The 17,312-nt window shown below is 65.5% G+C and carries 18 protein-coding genes; 11 read left to right on the top strand and 7 right to left on the bottom strand.

Going from position 1 to position 17,312, the window contains the following annotated elements; all coding sequences use genetic code 11:
* The first annotated feature begins 108 nt into the window (after window positions 1–108).
* On the top strand, window positions 109–339 hold the full coding sequence (locus QZM15_RS23955) for a DUF3717 domain-containing protein (RefSeq protein WP_006401493.1): 231 nt from the start codon (window positions 109–111) through the stop codon (window positions 337–339).
* A gap of 92 nt (window positions 340–431) precedes the next feature.
* On the opposite strand, the gene QZM15_RS23950 is transcribed toward QZM15_RS23955, so the two are convergent.
* Together QZM15_RS23950 and phhA are read right to left on the bottom strand one after the other, a co-directional pair.
* Window positions 432–809 (bottom strand): 4a-hydroxytetrahydrobiopterin dehydratase, encoded by a 378-nt coding sequence (locus tag QZM15_RS23950; protein ID WP_256939962.1) that lies wholly within the window; start codon window positions 807–809, stop codon window positions 432–434.
* 60 nt (window positions 810–869) lie between these two features.
* Window positions 870–1,796 carry a phenylalanine 4-monooxygenase gene (gene phhA / locus QZM15_RS23945; RefSeq protein WP_124658494.1) on the bottom strand — a complete coding sequence of 309 codons (927 nt, stop codon included), beginning with the start codon at window positions 1,794–1,796 and terminating at the stop codon, window positions 870–872.
* Between the two features lie 106 nt (window positions 1,797–1,902).
* On the opposite strand from phhA, the gene QZM15_RS23940 reads away from it, so the two are divergent.
* Window positions 1,903–2,388 (top strand): Lrp/AsnC family transcriptional regulator, encoded by a 486-nt coding sequence (locus QZM15_RS23940; protein ID WP_060310246.1) that lies wholly within the window; start codon window positions 1,903–1,905, stop codon window positions 2,386–2,388.
* A 54-nt stretch (window positions 2,389–2,442) separates the two neighbouring features.
* Here the strand turns inward: QZM15_RS23940 and QZM15_RS23935 are convergent, their stop codons facing one another.
* The 5 genes from QZM15_RS23935 to QZM15_RS23915 form a co-directional block, all read right to left on the bottom strand.
* Complete coding sequence (locus QZM15_RS23935; protein WP_059580462.1) at window positions 2,443–2,976, bottom strand: class IV adenylate cyclase; 534 nt, start codon at window positions 2,974–2,976, stop codon at window positions 2,443–2,445.
* Between the two features lie 132 nt (window positions 2,977–3,108).
* Entirely contained in the window at window positions 3,109–3,915 is an 807-nt protein-coding gene (locus QZM15_RS23930) for a hypothetical protein (RefSeq protein WP_302107377.1), read from the bottom strand.
* Complete coding sequence (locus QZM15_RS23925; RefSeq protein WP_059580467.1) at window positions 3,915–4,721, bottom strand: hypothetical protein; 807 nt, start codon at window positions 4,719–4,721, stop codon at window positions 3,915–3,917. Before QZM15_RS23925 ends, QZM15_RS23930 begins: the two co-directional genes overlap by 1 nt.
* 1 nt (window position 4,722) lies before the next feature.
* Window positions 4,723–5,724 (bottom strand): hypothetical protein, encoded by a 1,002-nt coding sequence (locus QZM15_RS23920; protein WP_059580468.1) that lies wholly within the window; start codon window positions 5,722–5,724, stop codon window positions 4,723–4,725.
* Window positions 5,725–5,875: 151 nt separating this feature from the next.
* Complete coding sequence (locus QZM15_RS23915) at window positions 5,876–6,775, bottom strand: LysR family transcriptional regulator (protein WP_059580472.1); 900 nt, start codon at window positions 6,773–6,775, stop codon at window positions 5,876–5,878.
* A 164-nt stretch (window positions 6,776–6,939) separates the two neighbouring features.
* Here QZM15_RS23915 and QZM15_RS23910 point away from each other — a divergent pair, with 164 nt between their 5' ends.
* From QZM15_RS23910 to QZM15_RS23870, 9 genes are all read left to right on the top strand, one after another.
* Window positions 6,940–8,625, top strand: a complete 1,686-nt coding sequence (locus QZM15_RS23910) for a GMC family oxidoreductase (RefSeq protein WP_302107376.1) — start codon at window positions 6,940–6,942, stop codon at window positions 8,623–8,625.
* Window positions 8,626–9,045: 420 nt separating this feature from the next.
* Window positions 9,046–9,825, top strand: coding sequence for an ABC transporter ATP-binding protein (locus tag QZM15_RS23905; protein ID WP_006477266.1), 780 nt, complete (start codon window positions 9,046–9,048; stop codon window positions 9,823–9,825).
* Complete coding sequence (locus QZM15_RS23900) at window positions 9,822–10,577, top strand: ABC transporter ATP-binding protein (protein WP_302107375.1); 756 nt, start codon at window positions 9,822–9,824, stop codon at window positions 10,575–10,577. Before QZM15_RS23905 ends, QZM15_RS23900 begins: the two co-directional genes overlap by 4 nt.
* Before the next feature lie 79 nt (window positions 10,578–10,656).
* The gene (locus QZM15_RS23895; RefSeq protein WP_059580476.1) at window positions 10,657–11,856 is read left to right on the top strand and encodes an ABC transporter substrate-binding protein; all 1,200 of its coding nucleotides are present in this window, start codon (window positions 10,657–10,659) and stop codon (window positions 11,854–11,856) included.
* A 128-nt stretch (window positions 11,857–11,984) separates the two neighbouring features.
* Window positions 11,985–12,869, top strand: a complete 885-nt coding sequence (locus QZM15_RS23890) for a branched-chain amino acid ABC transporter permease (RefSeq protein ID WP_059580692.1) — start codon at window positions 11,985–11,987, stop codon at window positions 12,867–12,869.
* Window positions 12,869–13,846 (top strand): branched-chain amino acid ABC transporter permease, encoded by a 978-nt coding sequence (locus QZM15_RS23885; RefSeq protein WP_059580695.1) that lies wholly within the window; start codon window positions 12,869–12,871, stop codon window positions 13,844–13,846. Before QZM15_RS23890 ends, QZM15_RS23885 begins: the two co-directional genes overlap by 1 nt.
* 264 nt (window positions 13,847–14,110) lie before the next feature.
* A complete protein-coding gene (locus QZM15_RS23880) occupies window positions 14,111–14,821 on the top strand; it encodes a hypothetical protein (protein WP_302107374.1) in 711 nt (236 codons plus the stop codon).
* 75 nt (window positions 14,822–14,896) lie between these two features.
* On the top strand, window positions 14,897–16,054 hold the full coding sequence (locus tag QZM15_RS23875) for an ABC transporter substrate-binding protein (RefSeq protein ID WP_059580480.1): 1,158 nt from the start codon (window positions 14,897–14,899) through the stop codon (window positions 16,052–16,054).
* Between the two features lie 200 nt (window positions 16,055–16,254).
* Entirely contained in the window at window positions 16,255–17,310 is a 1,056-nt protein-coding gene (locus tag QZM15_RS23870; RefSeq protein WP_060966452.1) for a branched-chain amino acid ABC transporter permease, read from the top strand.
* Window positions 17,311–17,312 lie beyond the last annotated feature (2 nt).

Below are 17,312 nucleotides of genomic sequence, written 5' to 3'. Positions count from 1 at the left end.
TACAATGGGTTGGCGGTTCAGGCACGCGGACAGCACGAAGCCGTTTCCACAGGGGCGCCGCATCGCCTGACATCAAGCATGGCGGCCAGCGAACGATTAAATCCAATCATGTCCGATATTTCGATCCACGACCTCGAAGCCGCGATCAATTTCTGGCGCGCCCGCTCGCCGTCGAGCGGCGACGAACTCAAACTCTGCGAAGAGGCTAGCGCGCTTTCCAAGCCGTATGCGCTGCTGATTGTACAGCGCGAAAGCGCGCTGCAACTGGAAGGTTTAGACCCCAAGGCGCGGAAAGCGTACGAGACTTACGTGCGCCTTAAGGATGGCTTGGAAAGCTGAAGGCTTTCGCTGAGTACATCCTAGAAAACGTTCAGCGAAATGAAAAGTTGACGCGCCGCGCAACGAACGATGCGCGGCGGTGCAGGCGGGACTCAGGCACCCGGTTGCGCGTGCGCGGCGGCACCGTCGATGAACCGCGCGAGTTCGATGTCGCGTTCGGTCAGGCCGTCGGCGTCGTGGGTCGACAGCGTGACGTCGACGCGGTTGTACACGTTGAACCATTCCGGATGGTGGTTCATCTCCTGCGCCTTGATCGCGACACGCGTCATGAAGCCGAATGCCTCGTTGAAATCGGCGAAGCGCAGGCGGCGCTGGATTGCGTCGCGGCCCGCCACGGCCGTCCAGAGCGGCAGGCCTTCGAGCCGCGTCTTGCGTTCTTCGGATGTGAGCTTGTGGATCATCTTGCACCTCTCGTTCGGTAACGGCGCCCGCGCGCGGCTGCGCCGCGCGGCGCAGCCGGCATCGTTCATTGTTTCATAGTTGCGCGAAAGACGACGGGCGGGCGGCGGTTCGCGCGGGCGCCCGGCGCGTCACGCGTCGGCGTCGTCGGGCCAGCCTTCGCCCGTGCCGCGATGCAGCACGCGGTCGGTTTCAAGCACCGCGCCGGCCGCGAATTCGGGCAGCGCCGCGAGCCGGTCGGCCAGCGCGCGGCCGTCGACGTCGGCGAGCGCGAACAACTGCGCGAAATCGTCGATCACGAAGTAGGTCTTCTGGAACGTGTCGATCCGGTACTTCGTGCGCATCACGCGCTCGAGGTCGAACCCGAGCCGGTTCGGCGCCGCGCTTTCGAGGCTGTACAGGCTTTCGCCCTTGCTCGACACGATGCCGGCGCCGTAGATCGACAGGCCGTTCGTCCCGCGCGGGTCGCGAATCAGCCCGAATTCCACCGTATACCAGTAGAGCCGCGCGAGCCGCGCGAGCGCTGCTTCGTCGTCGGCGACCGCGAGCGCGACGCGGCCATACGCCTGCATGTAGTCGGCGAACACCGGCTCGATCAGCAGCGGCACGTGGCCGAACAGGTCGTGGAAGCAGTCGGGTTCCTGCAGGTAGTCGAGCTGGTCGGGGCGGCGCATCCACCAGGTGACCGGGAAGCGCCGGTTCGCGAGGTGCGCGAAGAACACGCGGTCGGGCACGAGGCCCGGCACCGCGACGATTTCCCAGCCGGTCGCGGGCTTCAGCTGGCGGTTCACGTCGGCAAACGACGGCACGCGATCGGCCGGCAGCGCGATCTTGCCGAGCCCGCCGACGAACGCGTCGCACGCACGGCCGCGCAGCAGCGCCGACTGGCGCGCATAGAGCTGCTTCCACACCGCGTGGTCGACCTGGCCGTAGCGCTGCAGTGGCTGGTCGATGGTGAAATCGGCACGGGTTTCGAGGCCCGCGTCGAACTGCTCTTGCAGTTTCGCGGTGACGACGGTGGACATGATCAGGCTCTGCACGCTGTGGTTGGGAACCATGCAAGTGTAGAGCGGGATGCGCGCGGATTGGGCGCATAGTTGGCGAAGATTGGCATGATGATGCGATAATCGCGCATCAAATCACGAATCAATGCGGAGAACACTCATGGTGGAACTCGATCACTTCGATCTCGCGCTGCTGGACGTGCTGCAGCGCTTCGGTCGCGCGACGCATCAGCAGCTGGGCGAGGAGGTGCCGCTGTCGCCGTCGCAGATCGGGCGACGGCTGCAGCGGCTCGAGGCGGCCGGCGTGATCGAAGGCTACCGCGTGATGCTGCGCCCCGAAAAGCTCGGGCTCGGTGTGACCGCGTTCACGAGCCTGAAGCTCAAGCATCACGGCGATTCGATCATCGAGCAGTTCCAGCAGCAGATCGACGTGCTGCCCGAAGTGCTCGAATGCCACGCGGTGGTGGGCGATGCCGACTACCTGCTGCGGATCGTCGCGCCCGATCTCAACGCGCTGTCGCAGTTCGTGATGAAGAAGCTGATGCGGGTGCCGGGCGTCGACAGCGTGCGCTCGAACATCGTGCTGACGACCTTCAAGCGCAACGGTGCGCTGCCGCTGGCGCACCTGGCGCCGGGGGCCGCGTGACGGCGCGCCGACGCTGACGGCAGGGCGCGCGGCCCCGCCGCTCGTGGGGCCGGATCAGGCCGCTTCGGATTGCGCGTCGGCGTTCAGCAGGTCGACATAAGCGACCGCGACGAGGTCCTCCTGCGCGACGCCGAGCTTCGCGAACACGTCATGCGCCTCGGCCTCGCCGCCGGCTTCGTCGTCGTCCGGGCCGAGCACGACCTCCAGCTCGATGAAATCGCCGAGGCCGTCGACGCGGTCGAGGTGAATGCGCGTACGGCCCGCGAGGTACACGTGCCGCTCCTTCGTCACGATCCCGCGCGTGGTCAGCGCGGTGGCGAGCAGCGCATGCATCGCGTCGGGGTTCGTCACCGGGCTGCGCGTGTAGTACGACGCTTTCGGGCCGTCGCGGTCGTCGCGCTGGTAGAAGATCAGCTCGGCCGGCGTGCCGTCCTCGAAGCGGCGCAGCTTCAGCCGGCCGCGCGGCACGTCGTAGAAGAAATCCTGCTGACGGTAGAAGAGCGGCGCTTCGGTCGCGAGCTTCGCCGCCTGTTCGCGCAGCCGGTCGAATTCGCGGGCGTGGGCTTTGATCTCGATGTTGCGGGCCATGCGGGTCTCCTTCAATCGGGGTCTCGCGGTGTGCGAACGCACAATCTAGCAAAAAGCCTGGGAAGGTGGCGTGACGTGGGCGGTGAGTCGACTGCTGCGGCGGGTAGGGGCGCAATGCGGGGCGTGCAGGGATCAGCGCGCGCGCCGAAACGATGCCAGTTTCGCCGACAGGCGGCACAGCAGGAAGGTGCGGCGGAGCGCTTGAACTTTCTCGTATTCCTGATTGATGAAGCGTCGGCCGGTTTGGCGTTCGTACCGGTATAACTCGTACAGGTAGGCCACTCTCGGCCCGATGGAGACGGCAGTGACGTAAGAAAATGTCAGCGTGTACAGCGATGCCACGATCAGAATCGCGCCGCTGCTTTCGCCGATGTAGGTGTTCAACGCGATCGGCAGGTTGACGGTCAAGGCGATGGTTGCTGGCGCGAGCCTGTTGGTGGGAACGGTCTTGCCGCAATTGGGATCGATCGTGAACGAACGGATATCAGCGAGGTATTCGTTATTTCTGAAACGGCGATCGGGATGGCGCTTGAGTTCGCGGAGCTTGAGGGCAAACGGAAACGCGAGCGAGGCCAGCACGGCCGCGTGATAGAGGAAGACGAAAAGTAGGTACGGCTTGGTGGATGCTGGATTTTCGATGAATGACCACACGCTCAACATAGCGGTACCCATCAGAAGACCGAATACGGCAACGATATAGACTGTGAACGCCGCCAGAAAACGTACGGACAGCGTGGAGCGATACTTGATCTGGTATCCGGCAGCCATCCCTGCGACAAGAATCGCAAGCATGGGCCAGCTCATGATCTGGAACGCGATGCCGTTTGCCTTCGCGATGGCGTACAGGCAGAAGCCGACGATCATGACGCTGCAAGGGCCGAGGCAAAGCGGGGCATGGCAGAGAAGCGGCCGCGCGCGCTCGAGGTCGGGAAACATCATCAGTGCGCGCGCCGAAACGATGCCAATTTCGCCAACAAGCGGCACAGGAGGAAGGTGCGGCGGAGCGCCTGTACTTTCTCGTATTCCTGGTTGATGAAGCGTCGGCCGGTTTGGCGCTCATATCGGTACAACTCATACAGGTAGGCCAGTTTCGGCCCGATGAAGACGGCGGCGACGTAAGAAAATAACAGCGCGTACAGCGATGTCGCGATCAGAAGCGCGCTGCTGTTTTTGCCGATGTAGGTATTCAACGCAATCGGCAGGGTGACGGTCAGGGCGATGGTCGCTGGCGCGAGCCTGTTAGTGGGAACGGTCTTTCCGCAGTTGGGATCGATCGTGAACGTGCGGGTATCGGCGAGGTATTGGTTATTCCTGAAACGGCGATCGGGATGGCGCTTCAGTTCGCGGAGTTTGAGGGCAAACGGCAACGCGAGTGCGGTCAATATGGTTGCGTGATAAAGAAACACGAAAAGCAGGTACGGCATGCTGGACGCCGGTTTTTCGATGAGCGACCACGCACTCAACAAAGCGGTACCCATCAGGAGACCGAATCCGCCAACGATATAAATCATGATCGCCGCCAGCGAGCGTACGGACAGCGTGGAACGGTATTTGATGTGGTATCCGGCAGCCGGTCCCGCGACAAGGATCGCCAGCATAGGCCCACTTATAAGCTTGAACGCGATGCCGTTAGCTTTCGCGATGACGCTCAGGCAGAGGCCGACGAGTATGAAGTTGACGAGGCCGAGGTAAATCGGCGCATGGCGAAGAAGCGGGCGGGCGCGCTCGAGATCGGGAAACATCATGTCAGTTATCCAGCAGGCGTCGGGCTTGCGATTCTGCAAGGTCGGGGCCGATGGAGGCGTTCCAGAGCACTTGTATGCCGAATCCGACTCCGAACGAGAACAGAATGACCGGGAGCGCACTGGCGCCGGCCCAGAGGAGAATAGCGGACGTTGCCGTCGAAAAACCAAACCCGAGTAGATTCCCGCTTTGACTCCGCGCAGACGCGAGCATGAACGCACGACTGTCGAATCTCAACGCGCCCTGCGTATCCCGGCTGATACTCGCCGCCATGTCGAGTGCCAGACTCGGCGCAAACGTCAGAACACCGCTGCCGATCAGGCTGCCGGCGTACAGGTGCCTGAGTGGCGAAATCCTGGGCGTGAGCTGTTTGAGATCCGCCGCCTTGAGCGCGGCAGTCGTGGTTTGCGTGCGCGGATTGTGCTTCGCATGCGGCCCGAGCGCCGGCTGGACGCTCTGGATCGGCAGGTTGCGTATCCGCAGCTTCGGACGGGGTTTTCCCTTTCCCGTGGTGTTGGCGTCATAGAGCGTGACGGAATGGTTGATCTTCACGCTTGGTGCAGCGCGGCGGAGCAACGTCTGCGCGCCCGCGTCGATGTTGCGTTTCAGGGACAGCGCATGCGCAGCATGGGCCGCACCGAGCCCGGTGTTGAGGTTTCCGACGATGCTTCCCGGCCCCACCAGGTTGTTGCGGCCTTCTTCGTAAAGCCGGGCGAGCGTTCCTGGATCGCCGGTATGCCCGCTGTCCGCGACGTCATGCACCCAGTCGGACGCGGAACACTGGCCCGATGTGACGAGCGCGTGCAGAAGCTCGCTCGCAAGATGCGGATCGAGATCGAAATCGCCACTGAAGGAATCGTCGCCGATCAACCAGCCGTTGCGTTGATGCGTGCGAATGCTGGTATGGGGAGGCAGGTTTTCAGCGAGCGTGCGGCGATGGCGTCGCAACGCATCGCATACCGCGAAGCTTTGCGATCGCGCGTGATCGGCGAGCGGACCGGTCATGTCTGGATTTCCCGTGTTCGATAGACGAATCAACGAGATTACAAACGTCTTTCACTCGCTTCAATTGGACCGGAACGAAAGTTGAACCGCCGGTCGATCTATCCGCGCGATCTTTTCACCCGCCAGCCCGATCACGCACGATGAGCGTCGCTCATATCGCCCACTGCGCTTCGATCAGCCGCAGCGCGGCCGCGATCGCCGGCTCGTCGCGCCGCTCGGCGAGCGTCACGAACGTCAGTTCGGTGGGCACCGTCACGCGTTCGACGATCGTCAGCGCATGCGCGTGCGCTTCGGCCAGCGCGGTCGAATCGCGTGCGAGCGTCAACCCGATCCCCGATTTCACGAGGTCGAGCATCGACTGCTCCTGGTCGACCTCGGCCACCTTGACCGGCTGCGCGCCGGCCGCCGCGAACAGCCGCGACAGCAGCCGGTGGTGCGCGGACGCGGGCGGCGTCCAGATCCACGGCAGCGCGGCGAGCGCGCGCCAGTCGTGCGCGCGCTGCACGCGCTCCTTCCAGCCGGCCGGCGCGAGCACGCGGTACTGGAAATGCGTCAGCGTGACGGTGTGGAACAGCGCGTTGTCGCGCGGCGCGTCCTCGTCGGGCCGGCCGATGTAGTAGCCGACGTCGAGCGCCTGCGCGCGCACCTGTTCGAGCACCCAGCCCGACATCCCGTGCCGCAGCGCGGTCTCGATCTGCGGATGGGTCTCGACCAGCGCGCGCAGGAAGCCGCCGAGCCGCAGGAACGCCGGATCGAGGATCGTGCCGATCCGCAGCCGGCCGCGCACCTCGTGACGCAGCGCGGCAGCGGCGCGCTGCACGTCGGCGGCCGCGGCGAGCGCGCGTTCCGCATGCGGCAGCAGCGTCTGGCCGTCGCGCGTGAGCGCGAGCCCGCGCGACGTACGCGTGAACAGCACGACGCCCAGCGTTTCCTGCAGATGCTTGATTTGCAGGCTGACGGCCGGCTGTGTCAGATGCAGCTGTGCGGCGGCGCGCGTCAGGTTGCCTTCGCGCGCGACCGTCGCGAACGCGCGGAGCAGGGTGAGATCCATCGTCGTGATATGAGCGCGGCTTATAACGCAGTTCAGCATAACTCATTGGATCGGCGGACGGCGGCGGGAGTACGCTTCATCGGTCGCGTCGGCCCCGACGCACTATGCTGAAAATGACGTGCGGGAACACACGCGCGGCACACAAGAACGAAGGAGACAACACCGTGAGTACACCACGCACGCTCGAGGGCGAATTCGACTACGTGATCGTCGGCGCGGGCACCGCGGGCTGCGTGCTCGCGAACCGCCTGACCGAGGATCCTGACATCCGCGTGCTGCTGCTCGAAGCGGGCGGCAAGGACGACTATCACTGGATTCATATCCCGGTCGGCTATCTGTATTGCATCGGCAACCCGCGCACCGACTGGCTGTACAAGACCCAGCCCGAAGCGGCGCTCAACGGCCGTGCGCTGTCGTATCCGCGCGGCCGCGTGCTCGGCGGCTGCTCGTCGATCAACGGGATGATCTACATGCGCGGCCAGCGCGAGGACTACGACAACTGGGCTCGGGAAACCGGCGACGCCGGCTGGTCGTGGGACAGCGTGCTGCCGATCTTCAAGCGCAGCGAGGATCACCATGCGGGCGCGAGCGACGCACACGGCGCGGGCGGCTACTGGCGCGTCGAGAAGCAGCGGCTGCGCTGGGAAATCCTCGAATCGTTCGCGCAGGCCGCGCAGCAGACGGGCATTCCCGCCACCGACGATTTCAACCGCGGCGACAATGCCGGGGTCGGCTACTTCGAGGTGAACCAGAAGCGCGGCGTGCGCTGGAATACGTCGAAGGCGTTCCTGCGGCCCGCGATGGCGCGCCCGAACCTGACCGTGATCACCGGCGCGCATGCGCAGCGCGTGATTTTCGACGGGCGGCGCGCGGTCGGCGTCGAATACCACGGCGGCGGCACCGATTACGTCGCGCGGGCGAGCGCGGAAGTGCTGCTGACGTCGGGCGCGGTGAATTCGCCGCAACTGCTCGAACTGTCGGGTATCGGCGACGGCCGGCGGCTGCAGGCGCTCGGCATCGACGTCGTGCACGATCTGCCGGGCGTCGGCGAAAACCTGCAGGATCACCTGCAATTGCGGATGGCGTTTCGGGTCGACGGCGTGCGTACGCTCAATACACTCTCCGCGCGCTGGTGGGGCAAGCTGATGATCGGCGCCGAATATGCGCTGCTGCAGCGCGGGCCGATGTCGATGGCGCCGTCGCAACTGGGCGCGTTCGCGAAATCGGATCCGGACGATCCCGCGCTCACGCGCCCCGATCTCCAGTACCACGTGCAGCCGCTGTCGCTCGAACGCTTCGGCGAGCCGCTGCACGCGTTCAACGCCTTCACGGCGTCGGTGTGCCACTTGCGGCCGAGCTCGCGCGGCAGCGTGCACGTGACGAGCGCCGATCCGCGCAGCGCACCGGCGATCGCGCCGAACTATCTGTCGACCGATCACGATCGGCACGTCGCCGCGAACGCGTTGCGCCTCACGCGCCGCATCGCGTCCGCGCCGGCGCTCGCGCGCTATCGCCCCGAGGAAATCCTGCCGGGCACGCAGTACCGGACCGAGGCCGAACTGGTCGATGCGGCCGGCGTCGTCGGCACGACGATCTTCCACCCGGTCGGCACGTGCCGGATGGGGCGCGCCGACGACGAGCGGGCGGTGGTCGACAGCCGGCTGCGCGTGCGCGGCATCGCCGGGCTGCGGATCGTCGATGCGTCGGTGATGCCGTTCATCACGTCGGGCAACACCAATTCGCCGACGCTGATGATCGCCGAGCGCGCGAGCGACATGATCCGCGCCGACCGCCGTGCGGCGCGCGAAACGACGTCGGTGCGAACCGAGGCCGCGGTGACGGCGGCATGAAGGCCCGCTGACATGCGCACGAGCGGGCGGTTGCGCGAACGCCCGCTGATTCGCGATGCGAAACAAGCTGCCGGTGCGCAAGATCCGTGCGAGCCGCGCGTCGTCGCGCGGCTTTTTTCGGCGCGTGCGTACCATGTCCTGCAGCAGCTCAACCGGTAATGATGCACGTGTCAAAAAAGCACGGTGAAATTCGCGCGCGGTCGCATCCGACAGGGTGGCCATCCCTATAAGTGCAAATCCCGATGATTGCACTGCACCAACGGCGCGACAATGTTGCGCAATGTGCATACGCGTCGGCGCGGGAGACCACCCTCGAGGCGTACCACGGCGCCCGGGGGCAGCCGGCTGATCCGCTGACCTGTTCGCGGCCGCTTGCGCCAGGCTTCCCGGTGCTTCGCCTGACTTCGTACGGAAGGGAACATGATTCTCGGCGACACGATTCTGGAAACACGCGGACTGACGAAGGAATTCAGGGGCTTCACCGCCGTGAACGGCGTCAACCTGCGTGTGCGGCGCGGTGCGATCCATGCATTGATCGGGCCGAACGGCGCGGGCAAGACCACCTGTTTCAACCTCCTCACCAAATTCCTGACGCCGACGGCCGGCCAGATCGTCTTCAACGGCATCGACATCACCGACGAGCGGCCCGCGCAGGTCGCGCGGCGCGGCATCATCCGCTCGTTCCAGATCTCGGCCGTGTTCCCGCACCTGACCGCGTTGCAGAACGTGCGCATCGGCCTGCAGCGCGCGCTCGGCACCGAATTCCATTTCTGGCGTAGCGAACGCACGCTGAAGCGGCTCGACGATCGCGCGATGGATCTGCTCACGCAGGTCGGCCTCACCGATTTCGCGCACGTGCCGACCGTCGAGCTCGCGTACGGCCGCAAGCGCGCGCTCGAGATCGCGACGACGCTCGCGATGGAGCCCGAGCTGATGCTGCTCGACGAGCCCACGCAGGGCATGGGCCACGAGGACGTCGACCGCGTGACCGCGCTGATCAAGAAGGTCGCGAGCGGCCGCACGATCCTGATGGTCGAGCACAACATGAACGTGATCGCGGGGATCTCCGACACGATCACCGTCCTGCAACGCGGCGAGGTGCTGGCCGAAGGCTCGTATGCGGAAGTGTCGAAGAATCCGCTCGTCATCGAGGCCTACATGGGCAGCGCCGACGCGGCGCTCGCGGGGGCGCACGCATGAAGCACAGCGAACGGGAGGAACGCGAATTGAGCGGCGTCGAGAGCGGTACGCCTGCGCTGGAGATCACGGGCCTGGAGGCCTGGTACGGGGAATCCCACATCCTGCATGGCGTCGACCTGACCGTGCATCGCGGCGAGGTCGTCACGCTGCTCGGTCGCAACGGCGCGGGCCGCACGACGACGCTGCGCGCGATCATGGGCCTCACGGGCCGCCGCAGCGGGTCGATCAAGGTCGCCGGCCACGAGACGATCGGCCTCGCGACGCATCGCATCGCGCATTACGGCATCGGCTACTGCCCGGAGGAGCGCGGGATCTTCTCGAGCCTGTCGTGCGAGGAGAACCTGATGCTGCCGCCGCTGATCGCGCCGCGCGAGCATGCGATGTCGCTCGACGAGATCTACGCGATGTTCCCGAACCTCGCGTCGCGCCGGCAGAGCCAGGGCACGCGGCTGTCGGGCGGCGAGCAGCAGATGCTCGCGGTCGCGCGGATCCTGCGCACCGGCGCGAACCTGCTGCTGCTCGACGAGATTTCCGAAGGCCTCGCGCCGGTGATCGTGCAGGCGCTCGCGCGAATGATCGTCGCGCTGAAGGCGCGCGGCTACACGATCGTGATGGTCGAACAGAATTTCCGCTTCGCCGCGCCGCTCGCCGACCGCTTCTACGTGATGGAGCACGGCAGCATCGTCGAGCATTTCCGCGCAGCCGAACTGGAAAGCAAGATGCCGACCCTGCACGACCTGCTCGGAGTATGACGCCCCCCCCCGTTTCCCTTGCCGCTGGCCGTGGCGGCCCTCGAACAACCACAACGCATCAGAACAACAGGAGACGTCAATGAAAATGAAGACCCTCGCACAGGCCTGTCTCGCGCTCGCGAGCGCCGCGTTCACCGCCGGCGCCGCCCACGCGGCGGATACCGTGAAGATCGGCTTCATCACCGACATGTCGGGGCTTTACGCGGATATCGACGGGCAGGGCGGTCTCGAGGCGATCCGCATGGCGGTCGCGGACTTCGGCGGCAAGGTGCTCGGCAAGCCGATCGAGGTCGTCTATGCCGATCACCAGAACAAGGCCGACATCGCCGCGTCGAAGGCGCGCGAATGGATGGACCGCGGCGGGCTCGACCTGCTGGTCGGCGGCACGAACTCGGCCACCGCGCTGTCGATGAACCAGGTCGCGGCCGAGAAGAAGAAGGTCTACATCAACATCGGCGCGGGCGCCGACACGCTGACCAACGAGCAGTGCACGCCGTACACGGTCCACTACGCGTACGACACGATGGCGCTCGCGAAAGGCACCGGCTCGGCGGTGGTGAAGCAGGGCGGCAAGACGTGGTTCTTCCTGACGGCCGACTACGCGTTCGGCAAGGCGCTCGAGAAGAACACGTCGGACGTCGTGAAGGCGAACGGCGGCCAGGTGCTCGGCGCGGTGCGCCACCCGCTGTCCGCGTCGGATTTCTCGTCGTTCCTGCTGCAGGCGCAATCGTCGAAGGCGCAGATCCTCGGCCTCGCGAACGCGGGCGGCGACACGATCAACTCGATCAAGGCCGCGAAGGAATTCGGCATCATGAAGACGATGAAGCTCGCCGCGCTGCTGATGTTCATCGACGACGTGCACAGCCTCGGCCTCGAAACGACGCAGGGCCTCGTGCTGACCGACAGCTGGTACTGGAACCGCGACGCGGCGTCGCGCCAGTGGGCGCAGCGCTACTTCGGCAAGATGAAGAAGATGCCGTCGAGCCTGCAGGCGGCCGACTATTCGTCGGTGACGACCTACCTGAAGGCCGTGCAGGCCGCCGGCACGACCGATTCCGACAAGGTGATGGCCGAGCTGAAGAAGATCAAGATCAGCGACTTCTACGCGAAGGGCTACATCCGCCAGGACGGCAGCATGATCCACGACATGTACCTGATGGAAGTGAAGAAGCCGTCGGAATCGAAGGAGCCGTGGGACTACTACAAGGTGCTCGCGACGATTCCGGGCGAACAGGCGTTCGGCACCAAGCAGGAGACGCGCTGCGCGTTATGGAAGTAGGCATCGCGTAGCGGCGCGCACGGGCGCGTCGCACGGTGGCGGCTGCGGCGACGTGCCCGCTGCGCCGCCCGCATGCGCGCTGCATGAAAGTTGCGTGCGCAACGAAACTCATTCTGACGGCTAAGTCGATGGAAATCTTTGGCATTCCGTTGCCGGCGATGCTGAGCCAGTTGCTGCTCGGGCTCGTCAACGGCTCGTTCTACGCGATCCTGAGCCTCGGGCTCGCGGTGATCTTCGGGCTGCTCAACGTGATCAACTTCGCGCACGGCGCGCTGTTCATGCTGGGTGCGATGCTCGCGTGGATGGGCCTGTCGTATCTCGCGCTGCCGTACTGGGCGATGCTCGTGCTGGCACCGCTGATCGTCGGCGTGTTCGGGATCGCGATCGAGCGCTCGATGCTGCGCTGGCTGTACAAGCTCGATCACCTGTACGGGCTGCTGCTCACGTTCGGGCTCACGCTGGTCGTCGAAGGCGTGTTCCGATCGATCTACGGATCGTCGGGTCAGCCGTACGACGTGCCGTCGCAGCTGTCGGGCGCGACCAATCTCGGCTTCATGTTCCTGCCGAACTATCGCGCGTGGGTGGTCGTCGCGTCGCTTGCGGTGTGCCTCGCGACGTGGTTCGTGATCGAGAAGACGCGGCTCGGCGCGTACTTGCGCGCGGGCACCGAGAACCCGAAGCTCGTCGAGGCGTTCGGCGTGAACGTGCCGATGATGATCACGCTCACCTACGGCTTCGGCGTCGCGCTCGCGGCGTTCGCGGGCGTGCTGGCCGCGCCGGTGATCCAGGTGTCGCCGCTGATGGGCCAGCCGATGATCATCACCGTGTTCGCGGTGGTCGTGATCGGCGGGATGGGCTCGATCCTCGGCTCGATCGTCACGGGCCTGCTGCTCGGCGTGATCGAGGGCTTCACGCGCGTGTTCTATCCCGAAGCATCGGCCACCGTCGTGTTCGTGATCATGGCGATCGTGCTGCTGTTCCGCCCGGCGGGCCTCTTCGGCAAGGAAAAATGATGCAGAGAAAAGTGCTCTACGGCGTGCTGCTCGCCGCACTGCTCGCCGCGCCGTTCATCGGCGCGTATCCGGTGTTCGTGATGAAGGTGCTCGCGTTCGCGCTGTTCGCGGCCGCGTTCAACCTGCTGATCGGCTATACGGGGCTGCTGTCGTTCGGCCATGCGATGTTTCTCGCGACAGCCGGCTATGCGACCGGCTATTCGATGCAGACGCTCGGTTTCACGCCGGAGCTCGGCGTGCTGGTCGGCACCGTCGCCGCGACGCTGCTCGGGCTCGTCGTCGGGCTGTTCGCGATCCGCCGGCAGGGCATCTACTTCGCGATGATCACGCTCGCGTTCGCGCAGATGGTCTACTTCATCTATCTGCAGGCGCCGTTCACGCACGGCGAGGACGGCCTGCAGGGCGTGCCGCGCGGCCGCCTGTTCGGGCTGCTCGACCTGTCGAACGACGTCGCGCTGTACTACGTCGTGCTGGCGGTGGTCGTGGCCGCATGCGCGTTCATCGTGCGGGTCGTCCATTCGCCGTTCGGCCAGGTGCTCGTCGCCATCAAGGAGAACGAAGCGCGTGCTATCTCGCTCGGCTACGACACCGACCGCTTCAAGCTGCTCGCGTTCATCCTGTCGGCCGCGCTCGCGGGGCTGGCCGGTTCGCTGAAGGTGCTGGTGCTCGGCTTCGAGACGCTGTCGGACGCGTACTGGACGATGTCGGGCCTCGTCGTGCTGATGACGCTCGTCGGCGGGATGGGCACGCTGTTCGGGCCGCTCCTGGGCGCCGCGCTGATCGTCGCGCTGGAAGACCGGCTCGGCGACATCGGCGAATGGCTCGCGTCGACGACGGGCGTCGCGTGGTTCCATTCGCTCGGCGAATCGGCGACGATCGTCACCGGACTGATCTTCATCGCATGCGTGCTCGCGTTCCGGCGCGGCATCGTCGGCGAGATGGTCGCGCGGATCAAGCCGCTCAGGGCGACGTCGTGAGCATGCCGTGCGCGTCGCCGCGCGTTGATGCGCAGCACCATCCGGCCCGCCCGGAAAGGGCGGCGCGGCCGCTGGGGCCTGCACCGCGCGGCCCGCTGGTGCCCCATTTTCGTGCGGCGATGCACCATAGGGGTAAATGCTAAGTTGTCGTGGTGCTTAAGCCTCTTTAAGATTCAACCTAGTTCTGATGCACCGCGAAACGAATTTGCAGGTGGAGAACGAGGAGACAATCGAGGCACAAAGTGCCCGGACCCTAAAGCGCTGTTGGACGGAATCCAACAGCGCTTTTTCATTTGCGTGCACGGATTCCATCGATGGTGCATCGGCCGGCGTGACGGCCGCTTCCCGCGTTTGCGTTCGCACCGCGTCTTTTCCGCGCTTCGCGCCTCTCGTTTTTCCTTTCCCGCGATTCGTTCGCCGACGATGCGCAATCCTGCACAGGCGCTTCGGGCTTACCCGGTTGGCGTGCGCGAAAGGCGTCCGTTACACTCGGCTTTCGCCGACCGTGCGGTCGGGAAAATCGGTCGGCAGTTCTCCTACAAGCACAATGCAGAACAGGGAGTACGGTTGGATGAGCAGCGCAGCACGGTGGATCGGGGCAGCAGAGGCGGCGGGCGCCGTTCGTGCATCACGGGGTGCGCGACGGGGCATCGCGGCATTTCCGAGCCGTTCCGCGGCCTGTATGCGCGTCCCGGCGCCCGTGTGGGTCGTTGCACTCGCATCCGTCTCTGCATCCGTATTCGCATTCGCATGAGCGGCCGGCTGCCCGATGTTGCATCGCTCGCCGCGCGTGCCGACCATCGATGCGCGCGCAACCAGCTTCCGCACGCTTTCTCGTTTCTTCGCCGTCTTCATCCTGACGACACCGCTGCTGCGCATCGTGACGGTCGAACGGCCGTTTCGATCGGCATGCGGCGCATGGGTGCGGCGTTTCGCGGGAAAACGAGCATGGGCGCGGATGGACGAGATAATTAAGATATTAACTTGTTTGGGGACCGGGAGCCGCCCGAGCAACCGTGGTTTTTCGAGCAGCGTTTGGAGACAACGTAAATGAAGATGAATCGATGGATGGAGGCCCTGCTTGCCGCGGGCCTCGTGTGTGCGGCGGCCACGGCGTCGGCGCAGGTCAAGATCGGCGTGACGCTGTCGGCCACCGGCCCGGCCGCCTCGCTCGGGATTCCGGAAAAGAACACGATCGCGCTGCTGCCCAAGGAAATCGCGGGCAAGAGCGTGCAGTACATCGTGCTCGACGACGCGTCCGACACGAGCCGCGCGGTGCAGAACGTGCGCAAGCTGATCGACGAGGATCACGTCGACGCGATCATCGGTTCGTCCGTCACGCCGAACTCGCTCGCGATGCTCGACCCCGTGTCGCAGGGCAAGACGCCGACGATCTCGCTCGCGGCGAGCGCGCAGATCATCGCGCCGATGGACGCGAAGCGCGCGTGGATGTTCAAGGTGCCGCAGAACGACCAGCTGATGGCCGACGCGATCGCCGGCTACATGGCGAAGCACGGCGTGAAGACGGTCGGCTTCATCGGTTTCGCCGATGCGTACGGCGACAGCTGGTACAAGACGTTCGACGCGGCAGCCGCGAAGAACGGGCTGAAGCTCGTGTCGAACGAGCGCTACAACCGGACCGACGCGTCGGTGATGGGGCAGGTGCTGAAGCTGCTGGGCGCGAACCCGGATGCGGTGCTGATCGCCGGCTCCGGCACGCCGGCGGCGCTGCCGGCCAAGACGCTGAAGGAGCGCGGCTACAAGGGCAAGGTGTACCAGACGCACGGCGTCGCGAACAACGATTTCCTGCGCGTGTGCGGCAAGGATTGCGAAGGCGAGATCCTGCCGGCCGGCCCCGTGCTCGTGACCGACCAGCTGCCCGATTCGAATCCGGTGAAGAAGCCGGCGCTCGGCTACAAGGCCGCGTACGAGAAGGCGTACGGCGCGGGTTCGCTGTCGACGTTCGGCGGCCATGCATGGGACGCGGGCCTGCTGCTGCAGCGGGCGATTCCGGAAGCGCTGAAGAAGGGCCAGCCGGGCACCGAGGCGTTCCGCGAAGCGCTGCGCGCATCGATCGAAAGCGTGAAGGATCTGCCCGTCTCGCACGGCGTGATCAACATGACGGCGACCGACCACAACGGCTTCGACACGCGTGCGCGCGTGATGGTGCAGATCGTCGACGGCAAGTGGAAGCTGCAGGCCGAGTAAGCATCACGTGAAACCGGCATGCATGGCGCGAACGGCGCCGCGCATGCCGTCGGCAGGGTGACGCGCCTGACGGCTCGCACCCGTGCCGCTTGGCACCCCGGGGCCCGCCGCGTGGCGCGCGACGTGCCGATCGTGTCGCGCGCGCCCCGGCCGTTTCCGCCTTTCGTTTCTCCGCAGCATTCTCTCGATACACGAAACGTATGGATCTCTCGATTGCGGCGATCCTCGCGCAAGACGGCATCACGACCGGCGCCATTTATGCATTGTTGTCGCTGGCGCTCGTGCTGGTATTTTCCGTCACGCGGGTGATCTTCATTCCCCAGGGCGAATTCGTCGCCTACGGTGCGCTGACGCTGGCCGCGTTGCAGGCGCAGAAATTCCCCGCGACCTGCTGGCTGCTGTTCGTGATGGGCATCGCATGCTTCCTGCTCGAGGCCGGCGGCCTGATCCGGCATCGCGAACGCCGCCATCAGCTCGGCCGCACGCTCGCGACGCTCGGCAGCCGCTACGTGCTCCTGCCGCTGGCGGTGTTCGCGATCACGCGCAGCTTTGCCGCGCAGCCGATGCCGATGCTCGCGCAGATCGCGCTGACGCTCGCGATCGTCGTGCCGATGGGGCCGTTCGTCTACCGGCTCGTGTACCAGCCGATCGCCGAAGGCACGACGCTGCTGCTGCTGATCGTGTCGGTGGCCGTCCATTTCGCGATGGTCGGCCTCGGCCTCGTGATGTTCGGCGCGGAAGGCTCGCGCACCAACGGGTTCTCGGACGCGTCGCTCGCGATCGGCAGCCTGACGGTGTCGGTGCAGAGCATTCTGGTCGTCGTCACGGCGCTCGTGCTGATCGGCGCGCTCTACGTGTACTTCGGCCGCACGATCGCCGGCAAGGCGCTGCGTGCGACGTCGGTGAACCGGCTCGGTGCGCGGCTCGTCGGCATCGGCACCACCGAAGCCGGGCGGCTCGCATTCACGTTCGCGGCGGGGCTCGGCGTGCTGTCCGGGATCCTCGTCGGCCCACTGACGACGATCTACTACGACTCGGGCTTCCTGATCGGCCTGAAGGGCTTCGTCGGCGCGATCATCGGCGGGCTCGTCAGCTATCCGCTCGCGGCCGCCGGCTCGCTGCTCGTCGGCGTGCTCGAATCGTATTCGTCGTTCTGGGCGAGCGCGTACAAGGAGGTGATCGTGTTCACGCTGATCATTCCGGTGCTGCTGTGGCGCAGCTTCGTGACGCCGCATGCGGAAGAGGAAGAGGAGTGACG

The sequence above is a fragment of the Burkholderia sp. AU44665 genome, from assembly GCF_030504405.1.
Taxonomy (GTDB): Bacteria; Pseudomonadota; Gammaproteobacteria; order Burkholderiales; family Burkholderiaceae; genus Burkholderia; species Burkholderia semiarida.
This window is presented reverse-complemented; position numbering and strand designations above follow the sequence as displayed.

Coding starts and splice junctions, on each gene's coding strand:
- QZM15_RS23955 (WP_006401493.1), top strand. CDS start 109: ATGTCCGATATTTCGATCCACGACCTCGAAGCCGCGATCAATTTCTGG.
- QZM15_RS23950 (WP_256939962.1), bottom strand. CDS start 809: ATGAACGATGCCGGCTGCGCCGCGCGGCGCAGCCGCGCGCGGGCGCCG.
- phhA (WP_124658494.1), bottom strand. CDS start 1,796: ATGGTTCCCAACCACAGCGTGCAGAGCCTGATCATGTCCACCGTCGTC.
- QZM15_RS23940 (WP_060310246.1), top strand. CDS start 1,903: ATGGTGGAACTCGATCACTTCGATCTCGCGCTGCTGGACGTGCTGCAG.
- QZM15_RS23935 (WP_059580462.1), bottom strand. CDS start 2,976: ATGGCCCGCAACATCGAGATCAAAGCCCACGCCCGCGAATTCGACCGG.
- QZM15_RS23930 (WP_302107377.1), bottom strand. CDS start 3,915: ATGATGTTTCCCGACCTCGAGCGCGCGCGGCCGCTTCTCTGCCATGCC.
- QZM15_RS23925 (WP_059580467.1), bottom strand. CDS start 4,721: ATGATGTTTCCCGATCTCGAGCGCGCCCGCCCGCTTCTTCGCCATGCG.
- QZM15_RS23920 (WP_059580468.1), bottom strand. CDS start 5,724: ATGACCGGTCCGCTCGCCGATCACGCGCGATCGCAAAGCTTCGCGGTA.
- QZM15_RS23915 (WP_059580472.1), bottom strand. CDS start 6,775: ATGGATCTCACCCTGCTCCGCGCGTTCGCGACGGTCGCGCGCGAAGGC.
- QZM15_RS23905 (WP_006477266.1), top strand. CDS start 9,046: ATGATTCTCGGCGACACGATTCTGGAAACACGCGGACTGACGAAGGAA.
- QZM15_RS23900 (WP_302107375.1), top strand. CDS start 9,822: ATGAAGCACAGCGAACGGGAGGAACGCGAATTGAGCGGCGTCGAGAGC.
- QZM15_RS23895 (WP_059580476.1), top strand. CDS start 10,657: ATGAAAATGAAGACCCTCGCACAGGCCTGTCTCGCGCTCGCGAGCGCC.
- QZM15_RS23890 (WP_059580692.1), top strand. CDS start 11,985: ATGGAAATCTTTGGCATTCCGTTGCCGGCGATGCTGAGCCAGTTGCTG.
- QZM15_RS23885 (WP_059580695.1), top strand. CDS start 12,869: ATGCAGAGAAAAGTGCTCTACGGCGTGCTGCTCGCCGCACTGCTCGCC.
- QZM15_RS23875 (WP_059580480.1), top strand. CDS start 14,897: ATGAAGATGAATCGATGGATGGAGGCCCTGCTTGCCGCGGGCCTCGTG.
- QZM15_RS23870 (WP_060966452.1), top strand. CDS start 16,255: ATGGATCTCTCGATTGCGGCGATCCTCGCGCAAGACGGCATCACGACC.